Origin of the sequence: Micromonospora echinofusca, from assembly GCF_017614955.1 — a bacterium.
Taxonomy (GTDB): Bacteria; Actinomycetota; Actinomycetes; order Mycobacteriales; family Micromonosporaceae; genus Micromonospora; species Micromonospora echinofusca_A.
This window is the reverse complement of sequence record NZ_WVUH01000107.1, coordinates 1-19,867: the sequence shown is the minus strand read 5'-3', so window position 1 is coordinate 19,867 and position 19,867 is coordinate 1. Positions and strand designations below refer to the sequence as shown.

The following is a 19,867-nucleotide window of genomic DNA, read 5'->3' as shown; positions in this document are numbered from 1 at the left end:
GTCAGCGAGTCAGCGGCTCGGCCGGCTGAACCGGCTCGGCCGGCTGAACCGGGTCGGCCGGCTGAACCGGCTCAACCGGGTCAACCGGGTCGGCCGGATCGGCCGGTGCCGGTGGGGTGTCCGGGTCGGCCGGCTGGTCGGGGAGCGCGTCCGGCAGGTCGTCGACGCCGCGCAGCGTCGGCCGGGCCCAGGCGACCGTGGCGAGCAGTACCATCACCGTCCCGGTCGCCGCGAACACCAGCGCGACACCCCGGCCGTCCCCGGTACCGATGAGCGAACCGACCGTCCCGGCCAGCGCGCCGTCCGGTTGCAGCAGCGGGTCGACCCCGTCGGCGAGCGGCCCGGCCAGCAGGTACGCCAACGGCACGCTCGCGTCGCCGATCACCCGGGCGGTGGCCAGCACCCGGCCGAGGACCGCCGGCTCGGTCTTGGTCTGCACCAGCGTCATCGTGGAACTGTTCACGATCGGCAGGGTGAACAGGAACAGCGGCGCCACCACGCCGATCAGCCAGGGCGACGGTGCCAGGGCGTGCAGCACCAGGGCCACCCCACCGGCCGCCAGGCCACCGCAGACCGCCCGGATCCGCCGCTGCGGACCACCCCAGGCCGCCATCACCAGGCTGCCGGCGAAGAGCCCGGCACCGCCGAGGAACATCAGCACGCCCAGGGTGTCCGCCGAGGTGAAGGACAGGATCAGCGGCTGGACCAGCACCCCGGCGATACCGAAGAGGAAGTTGTAGACGCCGAAGACCACCATCAGGTGCAGCAGGCCGGGCCGCTGCCGCAGGTACCGCCAGCCGGCGGCGGCCCCGCGCAGCACCGGCTCGCCGCCCTTCGCCGTCGCCGGTCGGGTCACCGTGGCGGGCAACCGGACCAGCAGCAGGGTACCGGCGGCCACCGCGAAGGTGACCAGGTCGATGGCCATCACCCCGGCGATGCCGATGGTGACCACCAGCACCCCGGCGATCAGCGGTGCGGCGATCTGCACCGCCCGGGACACCTGCATCAGCCCGTTGAACCGGCCCAGGTGCTTCTTGCCGACCAGCGCCGGGGTCATCGACTGGTAGGCCACCTGGTGCACGGTGGACGCCCCGGCGGTCAGCGCGGTGGCCAGCCAGATGTGCCACACCTGGAGGTGGTCACCGGCGGCGAGCAGCGCCAGGGTGGCCGTACCGACGGCCGCCACCGAGTCGCTGACCAGCATCAGCACCCGCCGGTCCCGCCGGTCGGCCAGCGCCCCGGCGAACGGCGCGACCAGCACCGCCGGCAGGGTCGCGGCCAGGAAGATCAGCGAGAACTGGGTGACCGACCCGGTGCGCTGGTAGACCCAGACGCCCAGCACGAACGCGGTCAGGCTCGACCCGATCAGGGAGACGAGCTGACCGAGCCAGACGGCGATCAGCCGCCGGGCGGGTACGGCGAGGTCAGTCATGGGCGCTCCCGGAGGACGGCGGGTCGAGGAAGCCGGCCCGCACGAAGGCCGACAGGTAGCGGTGCAGCAGCCGCCGGTCCGCCGCCGGGCAGCTGATCCCGGCGGCGGCCAGCGCCGTCTCGGTGGGCGTGCAGTCGAAGGCCGGCTGGGTACGCACCGGAGTGGCCGGACCGAACAGCGGCGCGAACCCGGCCAGCGCGGCGTCCGGCCGGTCCAGCAGGGCGGCCCGCCACTTCGGGTACGGCAGCAGCTCCACCGGGTAGCCGAAGTCGGCCAGCGCCTCGGCCAGCCCGGCGAAACCCAGCGTGCGGTTGTTGTAGTAGTGGTGGTCGCCGGTCGACCCGGTCCGGGACAACTGCCCGATCCCGGCGGCCACGTAGTCCACCGGAGCGAGGTCCAGCGCGTCGTCGATCTCCGGTACCCCACCGAGCTGCACGCAGGTCTTCAGCAGCCGGCTGAAGTAGTCGTCGACGTTGCCGGCGCCGGTCGCCGCGTCCCCGGTGATCCGGGCCGGCCGGTGCACACCGACCGGCAGGCCCCGCTCCCGGGCGGCCCGGACCAGCGCGTCGGCCACCCACTTGGTGCCGTTGTACCCGTCGCCGAGGCCGGTGCAGTCGTCCGGCGCGTCGCCCTCGTACACCACCGTGCCGGTGCGGGCCGGGGTGAGGAACACGCCGAGGGTGGAGACGAAGTGCACCGCGCTGGGCCGCCCGGTGCAGGCCAGCCGGAGCACCTCCCGCGTGCCGCCCACGTTGGCCGGGCGCAGCACCGGGTACGGGTGCAGGAAGTTGACCACGCCACCGTTGTGCACGATCGCGTCCACCTGCTCGCCGAGCGCGTCGAACGCCGTCGGAGTCAACCCCAACCGGGGCGCCCCCAGGTCCCCGGGCACCCCGACGAGCCGGCCCGCGTACCCGTCGTGCCAGCGGCCGTACCGGCGCAGGTTCTCCCGGACCCGGTCCACCGCGGCGGCCGGCGAGTCGGCCCGCACCAGGCAGTGCACGGTGGCCGGGCTGTGGGTCAGCCAGTCGGCCAGCAGGTACGCCCCGAGGAAGCCGGTCGCCCCGGTGAACAGCACGGTCGCCGGTGGGGCGACCACCGTCCCCGGCGGTACCCGCAGGTCGTCACCGAGCCGGGCCTCGGCCCGCAGCAGCCCCACCTCGACGGCCGGCGCCCGGTCGGTGCCGGCCACCACGGCGTCCACCGTCCCGGCCAGCCCGGCCAGGTCCGGGGTGTCGAACAGCGCGCGCAGCGGCACGTCGACGCCGAGCGCGTCCCGGACCCGGGCCACGAACGGCGCGGCCAGCAGCGAGTGTCCACCCAGGTCGAAGAAGTTGTCGTGCACCCCGACCGGGCCGGTGTCGAGCAGTTCCGCCCAGATCGCCGCGACCGTCCGCTCGGTCGCGGTCCGTGGCGCGACGTGGGCGGGCCGGCCGTCCTGCTCGTCGGCCGGTGGCAGCGCGGCCAGGTCCAGTTTGCCGTGCCGGTTCACCGGCAGCTCCGGTACCGGCACGAACGCCGACGGCACCAGGTAGTCGGGCATCCGCTGGCGCAGGGTCGCCCGGACCGCCGCGACGTCCGGGGTGGCGCCGTCCGGCACCAGGTACCCGACCAGGCGGGGACCGGCCGTCCCGTCGGCGACCACCACGGCGGCCTGCCGGATCCCCGGTACCGCCGCGCAGGCCGCCTCGACCTCGCCGATCTCGATCCGGTGCCCCCGGATCTTCACCTGCCGGTCGGTGCGGCCGAGGAACTCCAGGGTCCCGTCCGGCCGGTACCGGGCCAGGTCACCGGTGGCGTAGAGGCGGGCACCCGGCGCGGTGGCGTACGGGTCGGGTACGAACCGGGTGGCGGTCAGGGCGGGCGCGCCGAGGTAGCCCCGGGCCGGGGCGGTACCGCCGACGTACACCTCCCCGGCAAGCCCGATCGGTACCGGCCGCAGGTCGGCGTCGAGCAGGTGGACCCGTACGTTGGGCAGCGGCCGGCCGATCGGCAGTCGGCTCGTCCCGGGCAGTTCCGCCCCGTCGACCGTGGCGTACGTGGTGGCGCAGACCGTCGCCTCGGTCGGCCCGTAGTGGTTGTACACGGTGACCCGGTCACCGGTCAGCCGGGCCCAGTCCCGCACCACCGGCAGCGGTACCGCCTCCCCGCCGACCAGCACCGCGCGCAGCGGCCCCGGGTCGACCCGTCCGGCCCCGGACAGGTCCTGCACCCACCGGATCCACAGGGGCGCGGCGGTGTCGACCAGGGTGATCCGGTGCCGGGCGGCCAGCTCCAGCAGGCCCGGCCCGGTCAGTGCGGCCGGATCCCGGTGCACCACCAGGGCGGCCCCGCTGACCAGGGCGGGGAACAGGTCACCGACGGAGGCGTCGAAGCTCAACGGCGGCAGCATCAGCAGCCGGTCCCCGGCGCCGATGCCGTGCAGCTCGGCGAAGGCGTGCGCCAGGTTCACCGCCGTGCGGTGCCCGACCATGACGCCCTTCGGGGTACCGGTCGACCCCGAGGTGTAGATCAGGTAGGCGAGCTGGTCGGGGTGCTGCGAGCGGTGCGTCCCGGGGTCGGCGGCCGGCAGCCCGTCGGCGCGGCCGTCGGCGTCGAGCAGCACGACGGTACCCGGACCGTCGGCGAACACCTCCGCGTGCGCCGGGTCGGTCAGGGTCACCGCCACCCGCGCGTCGGCCAGCAGGGCGTGCAGCCGGGCCGGCGGGTGGGCCGGGTCGAGCGGCAGGTACCCGCCACCGGCCTTCAGGATCGCCAGGATCCCGACGACGGCGGGGATCCCGGCCGGCAGGGCCAACCCGACCGGCTGGTCGGGGCCGACCCCGAGGGCCCGCAACTGCCCGGCGAGCCGGTCGGAGCGGCAGTCGAGCTGCCCGTACGTCAGCACCGGGGTCCCGGTGGCGTCCGGGCTGGCGTCGAGCACCGCCGGGGTGTCCGGGGCGACCGCCGCCCGGGACGCGACCAGCTCGTGCAGGCTGCCGCCCGGGTACGACCGGTCGGTGGCGTTCCACCGGGCCAGGTCCCGCCGCTCGGCCGGCCCGGTCAGGTCCAGCCCGGACAGCCGGCGGTCCGGCTCGGTGGCCAGGGCCCGCAGCACGGTCCGCAGCCGCCCGGCGAACCGGTCGACGGTCACCGCGTCGAACAGGTCGGTGTTGTAGTCGATCAGCCCGGCCAGCCCACCAGGGTGCTCCTGCACGGCGAGGGTCAGGTCCAGCCGGGCGGTCTCCCGGCGGATCGGCGCCGGTCGTACGGTCAACCCGGCCCGCTCGCCGGTCGCACCGGCCTGGTTGACCACCAGCATCACCTGGAACAGCGGATTCCGGCTGAGGTCGCGGGGCAGCCGGGCCAGCTCCACCACCTGCTCGAACGGCAGCCCGGCGTGCCCGAGCGAGGCCACGCAGGTCTGCCGGACCCGGTGCAGCACCTCGGCCAGGGTCGGGTCGCCGGACAGGTCGGTGCGCAGCGGGACGCTGTTGACCAGCAGCCCGACGATGTCCTGCTGCTGCTCGCCGGAGCGCAGCGACACCGGGGAGCCGACGCAGACGTCGTCCTGGCCGCTGAGCCGGGCGAGCAGCGCCTGCGTCGCGGCCAGGAAGATCATGAACCGGGTGCAGCCGGTCCGTCGGGCCAGCTCCGTCACCTGCCCGGCCAGCTCGTCGTCGAAGCTGACCGGCCGGGTCGCCCCGGCGAAGGTCTGGGTCGCCGGGCGGGGCCGGTCGGTGGGCAGGTCGAGCATCCCGGTGGTACCGGCCAACCGCTCGGCCCAGAACGCCCGGTGCCGTTCGGTCTCCCCGGCCAGCTTCTGCTGCTGCCACACCACCAGGTCGGGGAACTGGGCGACCGGTGTGGCCGGTGCCGCCCCGCCACCGCCCACCGCACCGCCGGTGCGGTGCCGGTGGTGACCGTCCAGGATCTCGCCGACCACCAGGGTCAGCGACCGTTCGTCGGCGACGATGTGGTGCATGGCCACCACGAGCAGGTGCTCGTCCGGGCCGAGTCGGGTCAACCGGACCCGCAGCAGCGGCGCCTGACCCAGGTCGAAGCCGGTCTCACACTCGCTGCGGGTGATCTCCTCGACGGCCGCGTCGAGCCGGTCGGCCGGTACCCCGGTCAGCTCGTCGACGGTGAGCACCGGCCACAGCCCGGCGTCCCCGGCGGGCCGGACCACCTGCTCCACCCGGCCGTCGGAGGCGACGAAGACCGTCCGCAGGGCCTCGTGCCGGTCCACCACCTCGCGGACCGCCCCGCCCAGCGCGTCCGGGTCCACCGGGCCGGTCAGCCGCAGCGCCTCGGCCAGCACGTACGCCCCGCTGCCCGGCTGGAGGCGGTCGAGGAACCACATCCCCTCCTGCATCGGCGACAGCGGGATCCGGGCGCCCGGCGGGCGCCGGGGGATCCCCTCCGGACGGGCGGCCGGGGCCAGGCCCCGGCGGGCCATCAGTTCCCGGATCAACCGTTCCCGGTCGGCCTGGGTGTCGGTCACGTGTTCTCCCCCAGCAGGGCCCGCAGCTCCTCGGTGGACAGTGTGGCCACCTCGCGGCGCAGCAGCGCGACCGCGTCCACGTGGCCGGGGGCCGGCTCGGCGGCCCGCAGGGCGGTGGCCAGCGCGGCCACCGTCGGTGCCTCGAACAGCATCCGGATGGGTACCTCCAGCTCCAGCGCCGCGCCGATCCGGCTCAGCGCCTGCGCGCCGAGCAGCGAGTGACCGCCGAGGCGGAAGAAGTCGTCGTGCACGCCGACCGCGTCCAGCTTGAGCACCTCCTGCCAGATCTCGGCGAGCACCTCCTCGACCGGGTCGCGGGGGGCCACCCGGTCGGCCTGCGGGTCACCCCACACCGGCTCGGGGAGGGCACCCCGGTCGACCTTGCCGTTGGCGTTGAGCGGCAGCCCGGTCAGCGGCACCAGCAGCGACGGGATCATGTACTCGGGCAGCCGCCCGGCGAGGGTGGGCCGCACCGCCGGCCAGAGCGCCTCCGGGTCCGCCCCGGCGGCCGGGACCGCGTACGCGACCAGCCGGGCGTCGCCGTCGCCGCCGGTCCAGGTGCCGACCACCGCGTCGGCCACCAGGTCGTGGCCGCGCAGCAACGCCTCGATCTCACCCAGTTCGATCCGGAAGCCCCGGACCTTCACCTGGTGGTCGACCCGGCCGAGGAACTCCAACCGCCCGTCGGCACGTTGCCGGGCCAGGTCCCCGGTGGCGTACAGCCGCGACCCCGGGCGCTCGGCGAACGGGTCGGGTACGAACCGTTGCGCGGTCAGCGCCGGTCGGGCGTGGTAACCCCGGACCACCCCGGCACCGCCGATGTACACCTCACCGACCACGCCCACCGGTACCGGTTGGAGCGCCCCGTCGAGCACGTACAGCCGGGTGTTGGCGATCGGCGTACCCAGGTCGATGCCGGTCGGGGCGACCGGCGCGGCGGCCGACCAGACGGTGGTCTCGGTGGGGCCGTAGCAGTTCCACAGCGTCGCGCCGTCGGCGGTGAGCGCGTCGGCCAGGTCGCGGGGGAGTGCCTCCCCACCGCACAGCCGCAGCCGTAACCCGGCCGGTACCCCGCCGGCGGCCAGCAGCAGCCGCCAGGTGGCCGGGGTGGCCTGCATCGCGGTGACCCCCGCGTCGACCAGCCGGCGGCGCAGCGCCGGCCCGTCGGCGACCTCGTCCGCGCCGACCACCAGCAGCGGTACCCCGCGCACCAGCGGGACCAGCAGTTCCAGCACGGAGATGTCGAACGACAGGGTGGTGACCGCCGCGAAGACGTCGGTGGGGGCCAGGTCCAGGTCGTCGTGGAAGGAGGCGACCAGGTTCACCACCGCCCGGTGCGGTACCGCCACCCCCTTCGGTCGGCCGGTCGACCCGGACGTGTAGATCAGGTACGCCAGCGACTCCGGGTGCACCGGCACGTCCTCGATCTCCTCGGCCGCCCCGGCGTCGAGATCGTCGAGGTACAGCACGGTCGGGACCGCGTCGAGCACCCCGGCCAGCCGCTCGGCGACGGCCCGCCGGGTGACCAGCACCCGGGTACCGGAGTCGGCGACCATGTAGCGCAGCCGGTCGGCGGGGAGCGTCGGGTCCAGCGGCAGGTACCCGGCCCCGGCCCGCCACACGCCGAGGACCGCGGCGACCATCGCCACCCCCCGGTCCAGGCAGAGCGCCACCGGGGTGTCCGGCGCCACACCCGCCGCCCGCAGCCGGCCGGCGATCCGGCCCGCCCGGGCGTGCAGCCCGGCCGGGTCGACACTGCCGTCCGGGCCGGTGACACAGACCGGTCCCGGACCGGTGGGCAGCAGTTCCCGTACCGAGGCCACGTCGGGCAGGACCCGGTCGGTGTCGTTCCACTCCACCACGGCCCGCCAGCGCTCCACCCCGGTCAGCAGCGGGATCCGGTCCAACGGCCGGTCCGGGTCGGCGACGCCGACCTCCAGCAGGGTGGTCAGGTGCCGACCGAGCCGGGTCACCGTGGCGACGTCGAACAGGTCGGTGTCGTACTCGAAGGCCAGCCGCAGGGTGCCGTCCGACATCGTCTCCCCGACCAGCGACAGGTCGAACTTCGACGTGCCGCTGTCCACCTCCAGCGAGGTGGCCGTGCAGCCGGCCAGCCGGAACGTGCCGTGCGGCGCGTTCTGCACGATGAGCTGCGCCTGGAACACCGGGGCGTGGGCCAGACTGCGCTCGGGTTGCAGCTCCTCGACGACCTTCTCGAACGGCACGTCGGTGTGGCCCAGGCCGGTCAGCGCCACCTCCCGGACCCGGCCGACCAGTTCCCGCAGCGACGGGGAACCGGCGGTGGAGACCCGCAACGCGACCGTGTCGACGAAGAAGCCGATCAACCCCTCCAGGTCGGGGTGCGGGCGGCCGGCGACCGGGGTACCGACCACGATGTCGTCCTGGCCGCTGTGCCGGGACAGCACCGCCTGGAACGCGGCGAGCAGGGTCATGAAGAGGGTGACCCCGTGCGCCGCGTTGAACTCGGTGATCCGGGCCGCCGTCGCGGCCGGCACCGGGAAGTAGTGCACCGCACCCCGGTACGACCGGCTCGCCGGGCGGGGCCGGTCGGTGGGGAGGCCGAGCAGCGCGGGCGCCCCCCGCAGGTGCTGCAACCAGTAGTCGAGCTGCCCGCGCAGCTCCGGCCCGGCGAGCCGGTCCCGTTGCCACACCGCGAAGTCGGCGTACTGGCTGGGCAGTTCCGGCAGCCGGGCCGGCGCACCGGCCAGCGCGGCCGTGTACCCGGCGTCCAGCTCGCGGAACAGCACCCCGAGCGACCAGGCGTCGGAGACGATGTGGTGCACCACGATCGACAGGACGTGCTCGGTGTCGGTCAGCCGGACCAGTCGGGCCCGCAGCAGCGGCCCGGTGGCCAGGTCGAACGGCTGTCGGGCCTCGGCCCAGACCAGCCGGGTGGCCTCGGCGTCCCGGCCGGCGGCCGGGAACCCGGTCAGGTCGGTCAGCTCCAGCGGCACCGTCAGGTCCGGGCGGACCACCTGCACCGGTTCGCCCCCGGACTCGGCGAACGTGGTCCGCAGCGCCCCGTGCCGGCGGACCACCCCGGTCAGCGCGGCCCGCAGGGCGGTCTCGTCGAGCGGACCGGTGATCCGGAACGCCACCGGGATGTTGTAGACCGGATCGCCCCCGGCGAACCGGTCCAGGAACCACAGCCGCTGCTGGCCGAAGGAGACCGGGTAGCTGCGCGGAGCGCGGGCCCGCTCGGTCAGCATCCGGGCCAGCAACGCCCGCTTGCCACCGTCCGGCGCCGTCATGCCGACACCCCCGGACCGACCGGGCGCAGCACCGGGCCACCGGCGACCGGTTCGGGCAGCGGCAGACCGAACCGGCTGGCCGCCGCCGCGACCTGCTGACGCAACCCGGCCGGGCCGCTGTGCGCGAACAACCGCAGGTACGCGCCGAGGGTCACCGGGTCGTCGGCGAGGAACGGGAAGTCACTGGGCACCATGTGCCGGATCGCCAGCAGCGGCAACGGGCTGCGCAACGGCCGGAAGTCCGGGTTCCACAGGCCGCCCTTGGCCGGTGGGCCGTCGTGGAACTCGCCGATCATCAACCCGTCCGCGGTGTACGCCGGCTTCAGCCGCTCCTGTGCGGCGTCCACGACAGACCGTGCCGTGGCGCCACCCAGATCGGGCATGGTGACCAGGATCGTCTTGAACTGGGCGGCCGGTCCGCTGACCGGTTCGAGCTGCCGGAACCAGTCCCGGTACCCGCCGAGCAGGACGTCGAGACCGGCCGGGTCCACGGTGCTGCCCCGGTGCACGGCCAGGTAGAAGATCCCCCGGTCCAGGGAGCCCTGCGCGTACGGGCAGACCGGTCCCTTGCGGCCGAGTTCCGGGTGGGGTTCGCAGAGGTACTCCTGCGCCCAGGCGACCACGCTGCGCAGCGCCGGCACCACCCCGGCCAGTGCCGGGTGCGGTGCTTCGGTGGTCAGGTCGGCGACCTCGAACAGCAGCAGGTCGGGAAGGAGCGGGTGGGTCAGCATCCCGGTCACCGTCCCCGGTTGCGGCGCCAGGCGCCGACTGTCGCCGCCGTGGCGGCGAGCGCGGCCAGGGCGGTGGACGCGGCGGCGGTGCGCAGCAGGCGGTCCTGGCGGCGGGCCCGGGCCAGCGCGTCGGCGTACGGCATGGTGGTGTGCGAGACCATCGTGTAGAGAGGCATCCAACGCTCCGGCAGCAGTCGGGCGAGCAGCCGGTCGGCGGCCGCGTGCGCGGTGTAGCCGACCCGGTGTACCCGGGCCCGTAGGTCCTGGAAGTTCTGGGTGGACAGGTCGGCGAGGACGTCGGTGTGCGGCCGGCGGGCCGCCTCGTACGCGGCCAGCGCCGCCGCCCGGCTCCCGGGGTGCGCGCCGAGACAGTGGTCGAGGACCAGGCAGTCCTCGAACGCCGAGTTCATGCCCTGGCCGTAGAACGGGTAGACGGCGTGCGCCGCGTCACCGATCAGCACCACCCGGTCGGCGTGCCGCCACGGTGCCGTGCGTACCGTGACCAGTTGCCCGGTCGGGTGGCCGAGCACCTCCTCGACCCGGTCCGGCATCAGCGCGGCGGCGTCCGGGAAGTGCCGGTCGAAGAAGGTGCGGACCGCCTCGGGGGTGTCCAGCGCGGCGAAACTCACCGGACCCTCGTGCGCCATGAACAGCGAACAGGTCAGCGAACCGTCCAGGTTCGGGTGGGCCACCATCAGCGCGTCGTCACCCGGCCAGACGTGCAGCGCCTCCAGCCGGACCCGGGGTTCGCCGTCGTCGCCGACCGGGATGGTCAGCTCCTTGTAGCCCCACTCCAGGAACTCCTGCGCGTAGTCGGCCCGCAGCCCGTACTGCATCTGCTGGCGGACCGTGGAGAACACCCCGTCCGCGCCGACGACCAGGTCCCCGGTCACGGTGACCGGCTCCCCGCCGTCGGTGGGGGCCACCTCGACCGTGGCCCGGTCCCGGTCCAGCCGCAGCAGCCGCATGTCGAAGTGGAACCGCACCGCCGGTTCCGCCTCGGCGGCGTCCACGACCAGCGCGATCAGCTCGTCCCGCAGGACCGAGTGCAGGATCTCGTGTTCCCGCACCCCGTACGGCTGGAACGCCACCGTGCCGTCCGGGGAGTGCACCACCCGGCCGCGCATCGGCACGCTGCGCTTGAGTACGTCGGCCAGCAGACCCGCCTCGGCCAGCGAGCGCATGCCCCGGGCGGAGAGCCCCAGGTTGATCGAGCGGCCGTTCAGCCCGGCCGGTGCGGTACGCGGGTCGGCCCGGCGTTCGTACACGTCGACCGCGTACCCCCGGCGGGCCAGGAAGAGCGCGGCCAGGGAACCGGCCAGACCGGCTCCGATGATCACGGCGTGTTCCCGACGGACCGTCGGGTCGTGCCCGTCCGTCATTACCCCTCCTCGGCGATCAGGGTGTCGAGTAGTTGGTCGATCTCGGTGTCGGACAGGTCGTCGAGCGAGGCGAGCAGGTCCTCGGCGCTGCGGCCGGCCGGTCCGATCCCGTCGGCGGCCGGTAGGCCACCGGGCCGGGCCGGAGCGGTCGGGTCGCCACCACCACCGGCGGCGTCGACCAGCGGGGCGAGGTCGGCGATGGTCGGGGCGGCGAACAGGTTGCGCAGTGCCAGTTCCACCCCGAACCCGGTACTGATCCGGGCGATCAGCCGGGTGGCGGTCAACGAGTGCCCGCCGAGGGCGAAGAAGTTGTCGTGCACCCCGACGTCGTCCCGGCCGAGCACGTCCCGCCACAGCCCGGCGAGCTGCTCCTCGGTCGGGGTACGGGGTGCCGTCGGCCCGCCGGTGCTGGTCTCCCGCCAGCTCGGCTCCGGCAGGGCCCGCCGGTCCACCTTGCCGCTCGCCGTGCGGGGCAGGGCGTCGACCAGCACCAGCGTGCCGGGGACCATGTAGTCGGGCAGCCGCTGGGCGAGGGCGGCCCGGACCTGGGGCCAGATGGTGGCGGCGTCGACGGGGGAGTCCGGGACGGCGTACGCGGCCAGCCGCACGTCGGCGTCGTCGCCGCGCCACGCGACCACCACCGCGTCGGTCAGCCCCGGGTGGGTGCGCAGCACCGCCTCGATCTCGCCCGGTTCGATCCGGAAGCCGCGTACCTTGACCTGGTGGTCGGCGCGGCCCAGGTACTCCAGCCGGCCAGTGGGCAGCCAGCGGGCCAGGTCGCCGGTGGCGTAGAGCCGGGCACCGGGGCGGGTGCCGAACGGGTCGGGCCGGAACCGGTCGGCGGTCAGGCCCGGTTGCCCGTGGTAGCCCCGGGCCACCCCCGGGCCACCGATGTGGATCTCGCCGACGGTGCCCTCCGGTACCGGCTGCCCGGCCGGGTCGAGCAGGTAGAGCGTCGTGTTGGCGACCGGCGGGCCGAGGTCCACCGGACCGGAGGCGCCCACCGGACCGGCCGAGGAGTAGATGGTGGTCTCCGACGGTCCGTACCCGTTGACCAGCGTCGCCCCGTCGGTGCGCAGCGCGTCGGCGAGGTCCCGGGGCAGCGCCTCACCGCCGCTGATCCGCAGCCGCACCCCGGCCGGTACGCCCCCGGCGGTGAGCAGCATCCGCCAGGTGGCCGGGGTGCCCTGCACCACGGTGACGCCCCGGTCGACCAGGGCGGCCCGCAGCGCCACCGCGTCCATCGCGGTGGGCGTGTCGAACAGTTCGATCCGGGCGCCGGCCAGCAGCGGCAGGACCAGCTCCACCACGGAGATGTCGAACGAGGCGGTGGTGATCGCGGCGACCCGGTCGGCGGGGGTCAGCCCGGCCAGCCGGCCGAACCCGACCAGCAGGTTGACCACCGACCCCTGGGTGACCACCACCCCCTTCGGGGTGCCGGTCGAGCCGGAGGTGTAGAGCAGGTACGCCAGGCTGTCCGGGTGGCCGGCGACCGCCGGCCGGGTCTCCGGGTAGCCGGACAGGTCGACCCGGTCCAGCCGGACCACCGCCGGCCGGTCACCGGTCGGGTGCCCGCCGTCGGTACCCCCGTCACCGGGACCACCGTCGGTGGCGGCCAGGGCGGCTTCGAGCACGTCCGCGCCGGTCGCGTCGGTGAGCAGCACCGGCGGGGCGGCGTCGCGCAGCATCCCGGCCAGCCGCCCGGTGGGCAGTCCCGGGTCGAGCGGCAGGTACCCGCCGCCGGCCCGCCACACCGCCTGGATCGCCACCGGCAGGTCGGTGGTCCGGCCGAGGCAGAGCCCCACCGGCACGTCCGGGCCCACCCCGTGTGCGGCCAGCAGGTGGGCCAGCCGGTTGGCCCGGTCGACCAGCGCCCGGTGGCTGAGGGTGCCGTCAGCGGCGGTGACCGCCGGGGCGTCCGGGTCCACGGCCGGTACCAGGTCGAGCAGCGCGGCCACCGAGTCGACCGCCGGCACCGGCTGGGCGCTGTCGTTCCAGTCGACCAGGATCCGCCGCCGGTCCGCGCCGGCCAGCAGCGGCAGCGTGTCCACCGGGGTGTCCGGCCGGTCCAGGGCGGCGGCCAGCAGGGTCAGGTACTGCCCGGCCAGCCGTTCGATCCGGGCCGCGTCGTACAGGTCGGTGCGGTAGGTGATCCGGCCGCGCAGCCCGTCCGGCCGGTCCTCCACGGTCAGCGTCAGGTCGAACTTGACCGTGCCGTTCTCCCAGAGCTGCGGGACGATCCGCAGCCCCGCCGCCTCCCGGACCGGCGGTGGCTCGTCGACGGCGAACATCACCTGCACGGCCGGGGAGTAGGCCAGGCTCCGGGTCGGCGCGAGCCGGTCCACGATCCGGTCGAACGGTACGTCCTGCCGGGACTGGGCGGCCGTGGCGTTCCGCCGGGCCTGGGCCAGTACCCCGGCGAAGGTGACACCCTCGTCGAACCGGGCCCGCAACGCCAGGGTGTTGGCGAAGAACCCGACCACGTCCCGGGTCTCCGGCCGGGTACGCGCCGCCACGGGCACCGCCACCAGCAGGTCCGGCTGCCCGGTCAGCCGGTGCAGCAGGGTCTGGAAACCGGCGAGGAGCTGCGCGAAGAGGGTGCCGTCCGGGTTGCTCCGCAGCCGGGCGGTCAACCCGTCCGGCACGTCGAAGACCAGTTCCGCCCCGGCGTCGGTCTGCTCGGCCGGGCGGGACCGGTCGGCGGGCAGGTCCAGCAGGGTCGGCGCGCCGGCCAGCTCGCCGTACCAGTACTCCAGGTCGGCGTCGAAGGCACCCTGCTCGGCCTGTTCCCGCTGCCAGACGGCGAAGTCGGCGTACTGCACCGGGGGCGCCGGCAGGTCCGGGGTGCCGCCGGCCACGGTCGCCGCGTACCCGGTGGCCAGCTCGGCGAAGAGGGTGCCGAACGACCAGCCGTCGGCCACGCCGTGGTGCACCACGATGGTCAGCACGTGCGTTTCGGCGTCCCGGCGGATCAGGCCGAACCGGGCCAGCGGGCCGGTCGACAGGTCGAACGGTTCCCGGGCGGCGGCGTCGACCAGCTTGCGCCAGTCCTCCCCGGGGCCGGCGTCGAGCGGCGCCAACCGGACCGGGCGGGCCGGCACGACCACCTGGGCGGGCTCCCCGTCGACCGAGGTGAAGTGGGTACGCAGCGTCTCGTGCCGGTCGACCAGCCAGGTCAGGGCGGCTTCCAGCGCCGCGACGTCCAACCGGCCGGTCAACTCGACGGCCCAGGCGATGTGGTAGGTCACCGCCCCCGGGGTCATCCGGTCGAGCATCCACAGTCGACGTTGGGTGAACGACGACGGCAGGACGTACGTCTCGCTGCTCATTCGGGCTTTCCCTCCCCGTGGGGTGCGGTGGGTGTACGGGTGTCGACGGCGACCAGCCGTAGCTCGGCGGTGTGCAGCCGGCCCTGGGCGTCGGTGAGCCAGCTCTGCTCCGGGCCGGGCAACATCTCGGACAGCCGCAGGGTGGCGGCGTCGTCCCGGTCGACGGTGCGGCGGACCGCCCGGGCGAACACGTCCACCGAGGCGAGGCTGGCGAAGTCGAGGTGGAACGGCTTCTTCTCCACCGGGGTCTTGACGAACACGTGCCGGGGCAGCCCGTTGGCGCACTGCCAGCGGCGCAGCCGGCGGAACCGGTCGCCCTCGTCGGCGATCCGGGCGAAGTCCAGGTCGGCGGCGGTGAACCGCCAGCTCTCCCGGGCCAGGACCACCCGGTCCACGGTGATCCGGGGCTGGTGGGCGGCGGTGCGCAGGATGTCGAACCGCTGGATGAGCTGGAGCATCAGCGGTTCACCGACCACTTCGGACAGCGGCAGCCGGTACCGGCCGTCGCGGCTGCACACGGTCAGCACCCCGTCGACCGGCATCAGGTCGCAGTCGGCGATCCCGACGGCGGTGGCCGGGTCCAGGCCGCAGCTGTCGTGCCCGAAGACCAGCCGCAGGTCCCGGTCGACGATCAGCTTGTCGGTGATCCGGGACGGGGCGCCGCCCTCCTCACCGGTGGCGGCCAGCGCGACCCGGGGGCCGGGCAGGTCGGCGGCGGTCGCGGTACGCAGCTCGCCCGGGTTCGGGTGCTGGGCCACGAACAGCGCCGAGCGCAGCGTGTTCACCCCGGGGTGCACCTCGCCGACCACCCAGTGGAAGTCGCCCCGCTCGATCGCGTCGACCCCGGCGGCGGCCAGCATCACGTCCGGGCTGTGCTGGTAGGCGCCCGCCCAGCCGGGCCGGGGCGCGGCGAACTCCGCCGCCACCCGGTCGGCCAGCTCGGCGGAGCTGGCGGTGATCCGGTGGTCGACCGGGGCCGGCAGGATCCGGGCCCACCGGTCCTGCAACCCCCGGGTGACCGGCGCGATCAGCTTCTCCGGCAGGTCGAACAGCAGGTCGTTGGCCCAGAGCCAGAAGTCGGCGAAGGGGACTGTGGTGGACCCGCTGCGGGCCACCAGCTCCTTGTACCGCTCGGTGCAGGCCCGGCGGAACAGCGCCGAACCGGCGAAGGTGAACCACCGGGCGCTCTCCAGCAGCAGGCTCAGCGCCGGCCAGAGCGTCGCGGTCAGCTCCGGCGACAGGGTCACCTCCCGGCCCGACCGGCAGTCCTCGTAGACCAGTGTCCGGCCGGCGTACACCCGACCGGCCCGCCGGGTGGGGGCGCTGCCGGTCAGTGCGGTGAACCGGTCCTCCAGCTCGGCCATCGCCTTGCCGAGCCGGTCGGCGTCGCCGGCTGCGGCGGCCACCGCCGCGCGGGCCGCCTCCAGTTCGTCCAGGACCGCCAGCGCCGGTTCGCGGACCGCCGGGTCGGTGACCCCGGACAGCCGGGCCCGCAACGCCCGCTCCGCGAACAGGTCCTCCTTCGGCACCTCCAGCGACCAGGAGATCCGCTTGGCGTCGCGGAGTTCACCGAGCAGCCGGTACACCTGCTCGGCGGTGTCGACCGGGCAGGCCGGGTCGGCGACGAGGTCGGCGGCGATCTCCCCGGCCGGTCGGATGCCGTCGCAGGCGCGCAGCAGCCGGGCCACCACCGGGGGCAGCGGGGTCGGCGGGGTCAGCGGCATGACCAGCTGGTCGTCGACGACCGCCAGGAACGGCATCCGGCGCGGGACGAGCCAGGGCCGCAGCCGGGGTTCCCGGGCGGCGAGCGTCTCGGCGACCTCGGCCACCGCCCAGTTCTCGAAGTAGACGGTCCGGGTGGCCAGCGGCGTCGGCCCGTGCCGGACGGTCAGCGCGGCCTCCTGCCCGGTCACCCGGGCCCAGCCGACCGGCCCGAAGAAGCCGATGGTGTCGTTCTTGACGCAGTACCGCTGGAGGTAGGTGGCGACCAGCGCCTCGTGCTGCCGGTGCTTCGAACCGGTGGCACCGGTGGCGGTCCGGACCGCCTCGACCCCGGTCCGCAGGGCGTGCCGGTTCTGCCAGGTGACCGCCTCCCGGAACAGCGGGTCACCGGCGGCGGCCCGCAGTGCGGCCGACCGGTCGGCCGCCGCCTGGGCGTGCGCGGTGGCGAAGGCGTCCTGCGCGGCGCGCAGCTCGGCGTACGCGGCCAGGACCGCCCGGTGGGCGGCGGTCAGCGCCCCGCCGTCGACCCGTTCGGCGCCGTCGGGCAGCGGGTCCGGGGGGCCGTCCCGGCGTACCTGCCGGATGGCCCGGTTCCACTGGGCCCGTTCCTCGGCCGGGCTGGCGGTGCGGACCCGGTGCAGCCGGTCGGCCAGGTCCCGCCGGGTCCGGTCGAGGTGGTCCTCGGCGGCGAGCACCGCGTCGGCGGCGGCGACGTGACCGGGGTCGCCGAGCGCGGTGAGCAGGTCGAGCGGGAAACCCGCCGCGCGCAGTCCGAGCCAGCGCCACATCGCCCACGGTCCCGGGGTGGGCCGGACCAGGTGCCCGCCGGCCGGTTCCGTCGCCGGCGTCGTCGGTGCCGGTGCGGCTGGCCCGGTCGGTTCCGGCCCGGTGACCGCCGGTGCCGGTGCCGGTTCAGGCGCCGGAGCGGCAGCGTCGACCGGTTGCCGGTAGCCGCTGCGGTCCCGCCGGACCACGGCCGGGCCGGCGTCCGGTCGGCTGCGCTGCTGCTCCACGGCGGCGGCGAGCCCGGCGAGGGTGGGCCGCTCGTACACCACCCGGACGGGCAGTTCGACCCCGAACCGGTCGGCGACGGCGAAGGTCAGCCGGGTGGCCAGCAGCGAGTTGCCGCCGAGGGCGAAGAAGTCGTCGTCCACCGTGGGGCCCGCCACCCCGAGCAGTCCGGTCCAGAGCTGCGCCAGCCCGGTCTGGGTCGGCCCGCTGGGCGGGGCGCCGGTCCGGGTGCCGGGTGCGGCGGGTACCGGCAGGGCGGCCCGGTCGACCTTGCCGTTCCGGTTCAGCGGCAGGGCCGGCAACACCAGGTGGGCCGCCGGGCGCAGGTGGGCGGGGAGCCGGTCGGCGGTGTACCGGGCCAGCTCCTCCGGGGTGGGTCCGGTGGCACCGGGGCGCGGGGTGACGTAGCCGAGCAGGCGCCGCTGTTCGCCGGTCCCGTCGACCACCACCACCGCGTCGGCAACCGCCGGGTGGGTCCGCAGCACGGCGGCCACCTCGCCCGGCTCCACCCGGAATCCCCGGATCTTGACCTGCTCGTCGACCCGGCCGAGGAAGTCGAGGGTGCCGTCCGGCCGCCACCGGACCCGGTCCCCGGTGCGGTACATCCGGGCGCCGGGACGCGGGTCGAACGGGTCGGGCAGGAACACCGACGCGGTGGCGGCGGGCTGCCCCAGGTACCCCCGGGCCAGGCCGGTCCCGCCGGTGTACAACTCGCCGGCCACCCCGACCGGTACCGGTCGCAGCGCCGTGTCGAGCACGTACACGGTGCTGCCCGGCACCGGCCGGCCGATCGGTACCGGATCGGGCACGGTGGCCGGGTCGGTCAGTTCGTGGACGCAGGTGAACGTGGTGTTCTCGGTCGGGCCGTACCCGTTGACCAGCGGCGCGCCGCCCCGGGCGCGCAGCGCCCGGCGGACGGCGGCCGGGGCGAGCACGTCGCCACCGGCGAGTAGTTGGCGGACCCCGGCGAGGCTGTCCGGGTCGAACTCGACGAGCTGGTGGAACAGCCCGGCGGTCAACCAGAGCACGGTGATCCGCTCCTGCCGCAGCAACCGGGCCAGCTCGGCCACCCCGAGCGGTCCCGGCGGCGCGACGACCAGGGTGGCGCCCCGGCTCAGGGCGCCCCAGATCTCCAGGGTCGCGGCGTCGAACGCGACCGGGGCCAGGTGCAGCATCCGGTCGTCGGGCCCGAGGCGCAGGTACCCGGCCCGGTGGACGAGCCGGACCACGGCGGCGTGCGGCACCGCGACCGCCTTCGGGGTGCCGGTGGAGCCGGAGGTGTGGTTGACGTACGCCAGCCCGGTGGGTCGGGCCAGCCCGGTGGGCCCGGTGACCGCCGGCCCGGCCGGGTCCACCTGGTCCAGGCGCAGGACCCGCCGGGCGCCGGTCACCGGGCCGGTGGCCAGCACCAGCGGGTCACCGGCGGCGGCGAGGTGCCCGGCGGTCCGGGCCGGCGGGTCGCCCGGGTCGAGGGGCAGGTAGGCCCCGCCGGCCTTCAGGACGGCGAGCAGGGCGACCACCAGCTCCACCGACCGGGTCAGCGCGACGCCGACCGGCTGGTCCGGGCGGACCCCGTGCGCGATCAGCCGGTGGGCCAGCCGGTTGGCCCGGTCGTCGAGTTCCCGGTAGCTGAGGGTGCCGTCGACGCCGGTGACCGCGACCGCGTCCGGTCGCTGCCGCACCTGCGCGGCGACCAGGTCCGGCACGGTCGGTCCGACCGCCTCCGGCCCGGCGGTACCGGCGTCGTCGTCCCCGACCTGCCCTGGCCCGCCGGCCTGGTCCGGCCCGGGGTCGTGGCCGGCCCACGGGCCGGTGAGCAGGTCCCGGTCGGCGTCGGTGAGCAGCGGCAGGTCGGCCGGTACCCGGTCGGGGTGACCGCCGATCCCGTCGAGCACGGTGTCGAAGAGGTGGAGCATCGCGTCGGCCCCGGCGTCGGTGAGTCGGCGCCGGTCGTGGTACAGCAGGATCTGCACCGTCGGTTCGCCGTACACGCAGACGGTGACCGCCGGACCGGGATGCCGGTTCACCCGGACGCGGCGTCCGGCCCAACCGGGTACCGAGCGGCTCAGCGCGGTGTGCAGGTCCCGGTGCTCGTACATCAGCAGGCTGTCGAAGAGCCCGCTGGTGGCCGGTACCCCACTCCACTGCTGGATCCGGTCCAGGGGCGCGAGCTGGTGCGGGCGTACCTCGGTGGTCTGCCGGCGCACGTCGGCGAGCCAGTCCCGGACCGGCCGGTCCGGGGCGACCCGGATCCGCATGGGCACCGTGTTGATCAGCAGTCCGAGCATCTCCCCGGCCCCGGGGACGCTGCCGTGCCGGCAGGTACGGGTCGACCCGAAGACGACGTCGTCGGTGCCGGCGTACCGGCTCACCAGCAGCGCCCACGCGCCGGTGACCACGGTGCCCAGCGGGACCCCGGCCGCCTCGGCGACCGCGTGGAGCCGACGGGTCCGCTCGGCGGTGAGGGTGAGGCCGATCTCGCGTACCGATTCCGGGGTCCGGGGC

At 75.3% G+C, this 19,867-nt stretch carries 6 protein-coding genes and 1 pseudogene; all 7 read right to left on the bottom strand.

Going from position 1 to position 19,867, the window contains the following annotated elements; translation table 11 throughout:
* Position 1 precedes the first annotated feature (1 nt).
* The gene (locus GSF22_RS14430; protein ID WP_208814079.1) at positions 2-1,432 is read right to left on the bottom strand and encodes an MFS transporter; all 1,431 of its coding nucleotides are present in this window, start codon (positions 1,430-1,432) and stop codon (positions 2-4) included.
* Positions 1,425-5,915 (bottom strand): non-ribosomal peptide synthetase, encoded by a 4,491-nt coding sequence (locus GSF22_RS14425; RefSeq protein WP_208814078.1) that lies wholly within the window; start codon positions 5,913-5,915, stop codon positions 1,425-1,427. Before GSF22_RS14425 ends, GSF22_RS14430 begins: the two co-directional genes overlap by 8 nt.
* Positions 5,912-9,187, bottom strand: a complete 3,276-nt coding sequence (locus GSF22_RS14420) for a non-ribosomal peptide synthetase (RefSeq protein WP_208814077.1) — start codon at positions 9,185-9,187, stop codon at positions 5,912-5,914. The genes GSF22_RS14425 and GSF22_RS14420 overlap by 4 nt, the downstream gene beginning before the upstream one ends.
* Positions 9,184-9,918 carry a DUF6875 domain-containing protein gene (locus GSF22_RS14415; RefSeq protein WP_208814076.1) on the bottom strand — a complete coding sequence of 245 codons (735 nt, stop codon included), beginning with the start codon at positions 9,916-9,918 and terminating at the stop codon, positions 9,184-9,186. The genes GSF22_RS14420 and GSF22_RS14415 overlap by 4 nt, the downstream gene beginning before the upstream one ends.
* A gap of 5 nt (positions 9,919-9,923) precedes the next feature.
* Positions 9,924-11,300, bottom strand: a complete 1,377-nt coding sequence (locus tag GSF22_RS14410) for an FAD-dependent oxidoreductase (protein WP_208814075.1) — start codon at positions 11,298-11,300, stop codon at positions 9,924-9,926.
* On the bottom strand, positions 11,300-14,629 hold the full coding sequence (locus GSF22_RS14405; protein ID WP_208814074.1) for a non-ribosomal peptide synthetase: 3,330 nt from the start codon (positions 14,627-14,629) through the stop codon (positions 11,300-11,302). The genes GSF22_RS14410 and GSF22_RS14405 overlap by 1 nt, the downstream gene beginning before the upstream one ends.
* A pseudogene (locus GSF22_RS34750) lies at positions 14,626-19,776 on the bottom strand (amino acid adenylation domain-containing protein); the annotation flags it as partial. The pseudogene GSF22_RS34750 and the gene GSF22_RS14405, both read right to left, overlap by 4 nt.
* Positions 19,777-19,867 lie beyond the last annotated feature (91 nt).

Excerpts from the sequence above, each read along its gene's own strand:
- GSF22_RS14415 (WP_208814076.1), bottom strand. The coding sequence starts at position 9,918 with ATGCTGACCCACCCGCTCCTTCCCGACCTGCTGCTGTTCGAGGTCGCC.
- GSF22_RS14410 (WP_208814075.1), bottom strand. The coding sequence starts at position 11,300 with ATGACGGACGGGCACGACCCGACGGTCCGTCGGGAACACGCCGTGATC.
- GSF22_RS14405 (WP_208814074.1), bottom strand. The coding sequence starts at position 14,629 with ATGAGCAGCGAGACGTACGTCCTGCCGTCGTCGTTCACCCAACGTCGA.
- GSF22_RS14420 (WP_208814077.1), bottom strand. The coding sequence starts at position 9,187 with ATGACGGCGCCGGACGGTGGCAAGCGGGCGTTGCTGGCCCGGATGCTG.
- GSF22_RS14430 (WP_208814079.1), bottom strand. The coding sequence starts at position 1,432 with ATGACTGACCTCGCCGTACCCGCCCGGCGGCTGATCGCCGTCTGGCTC.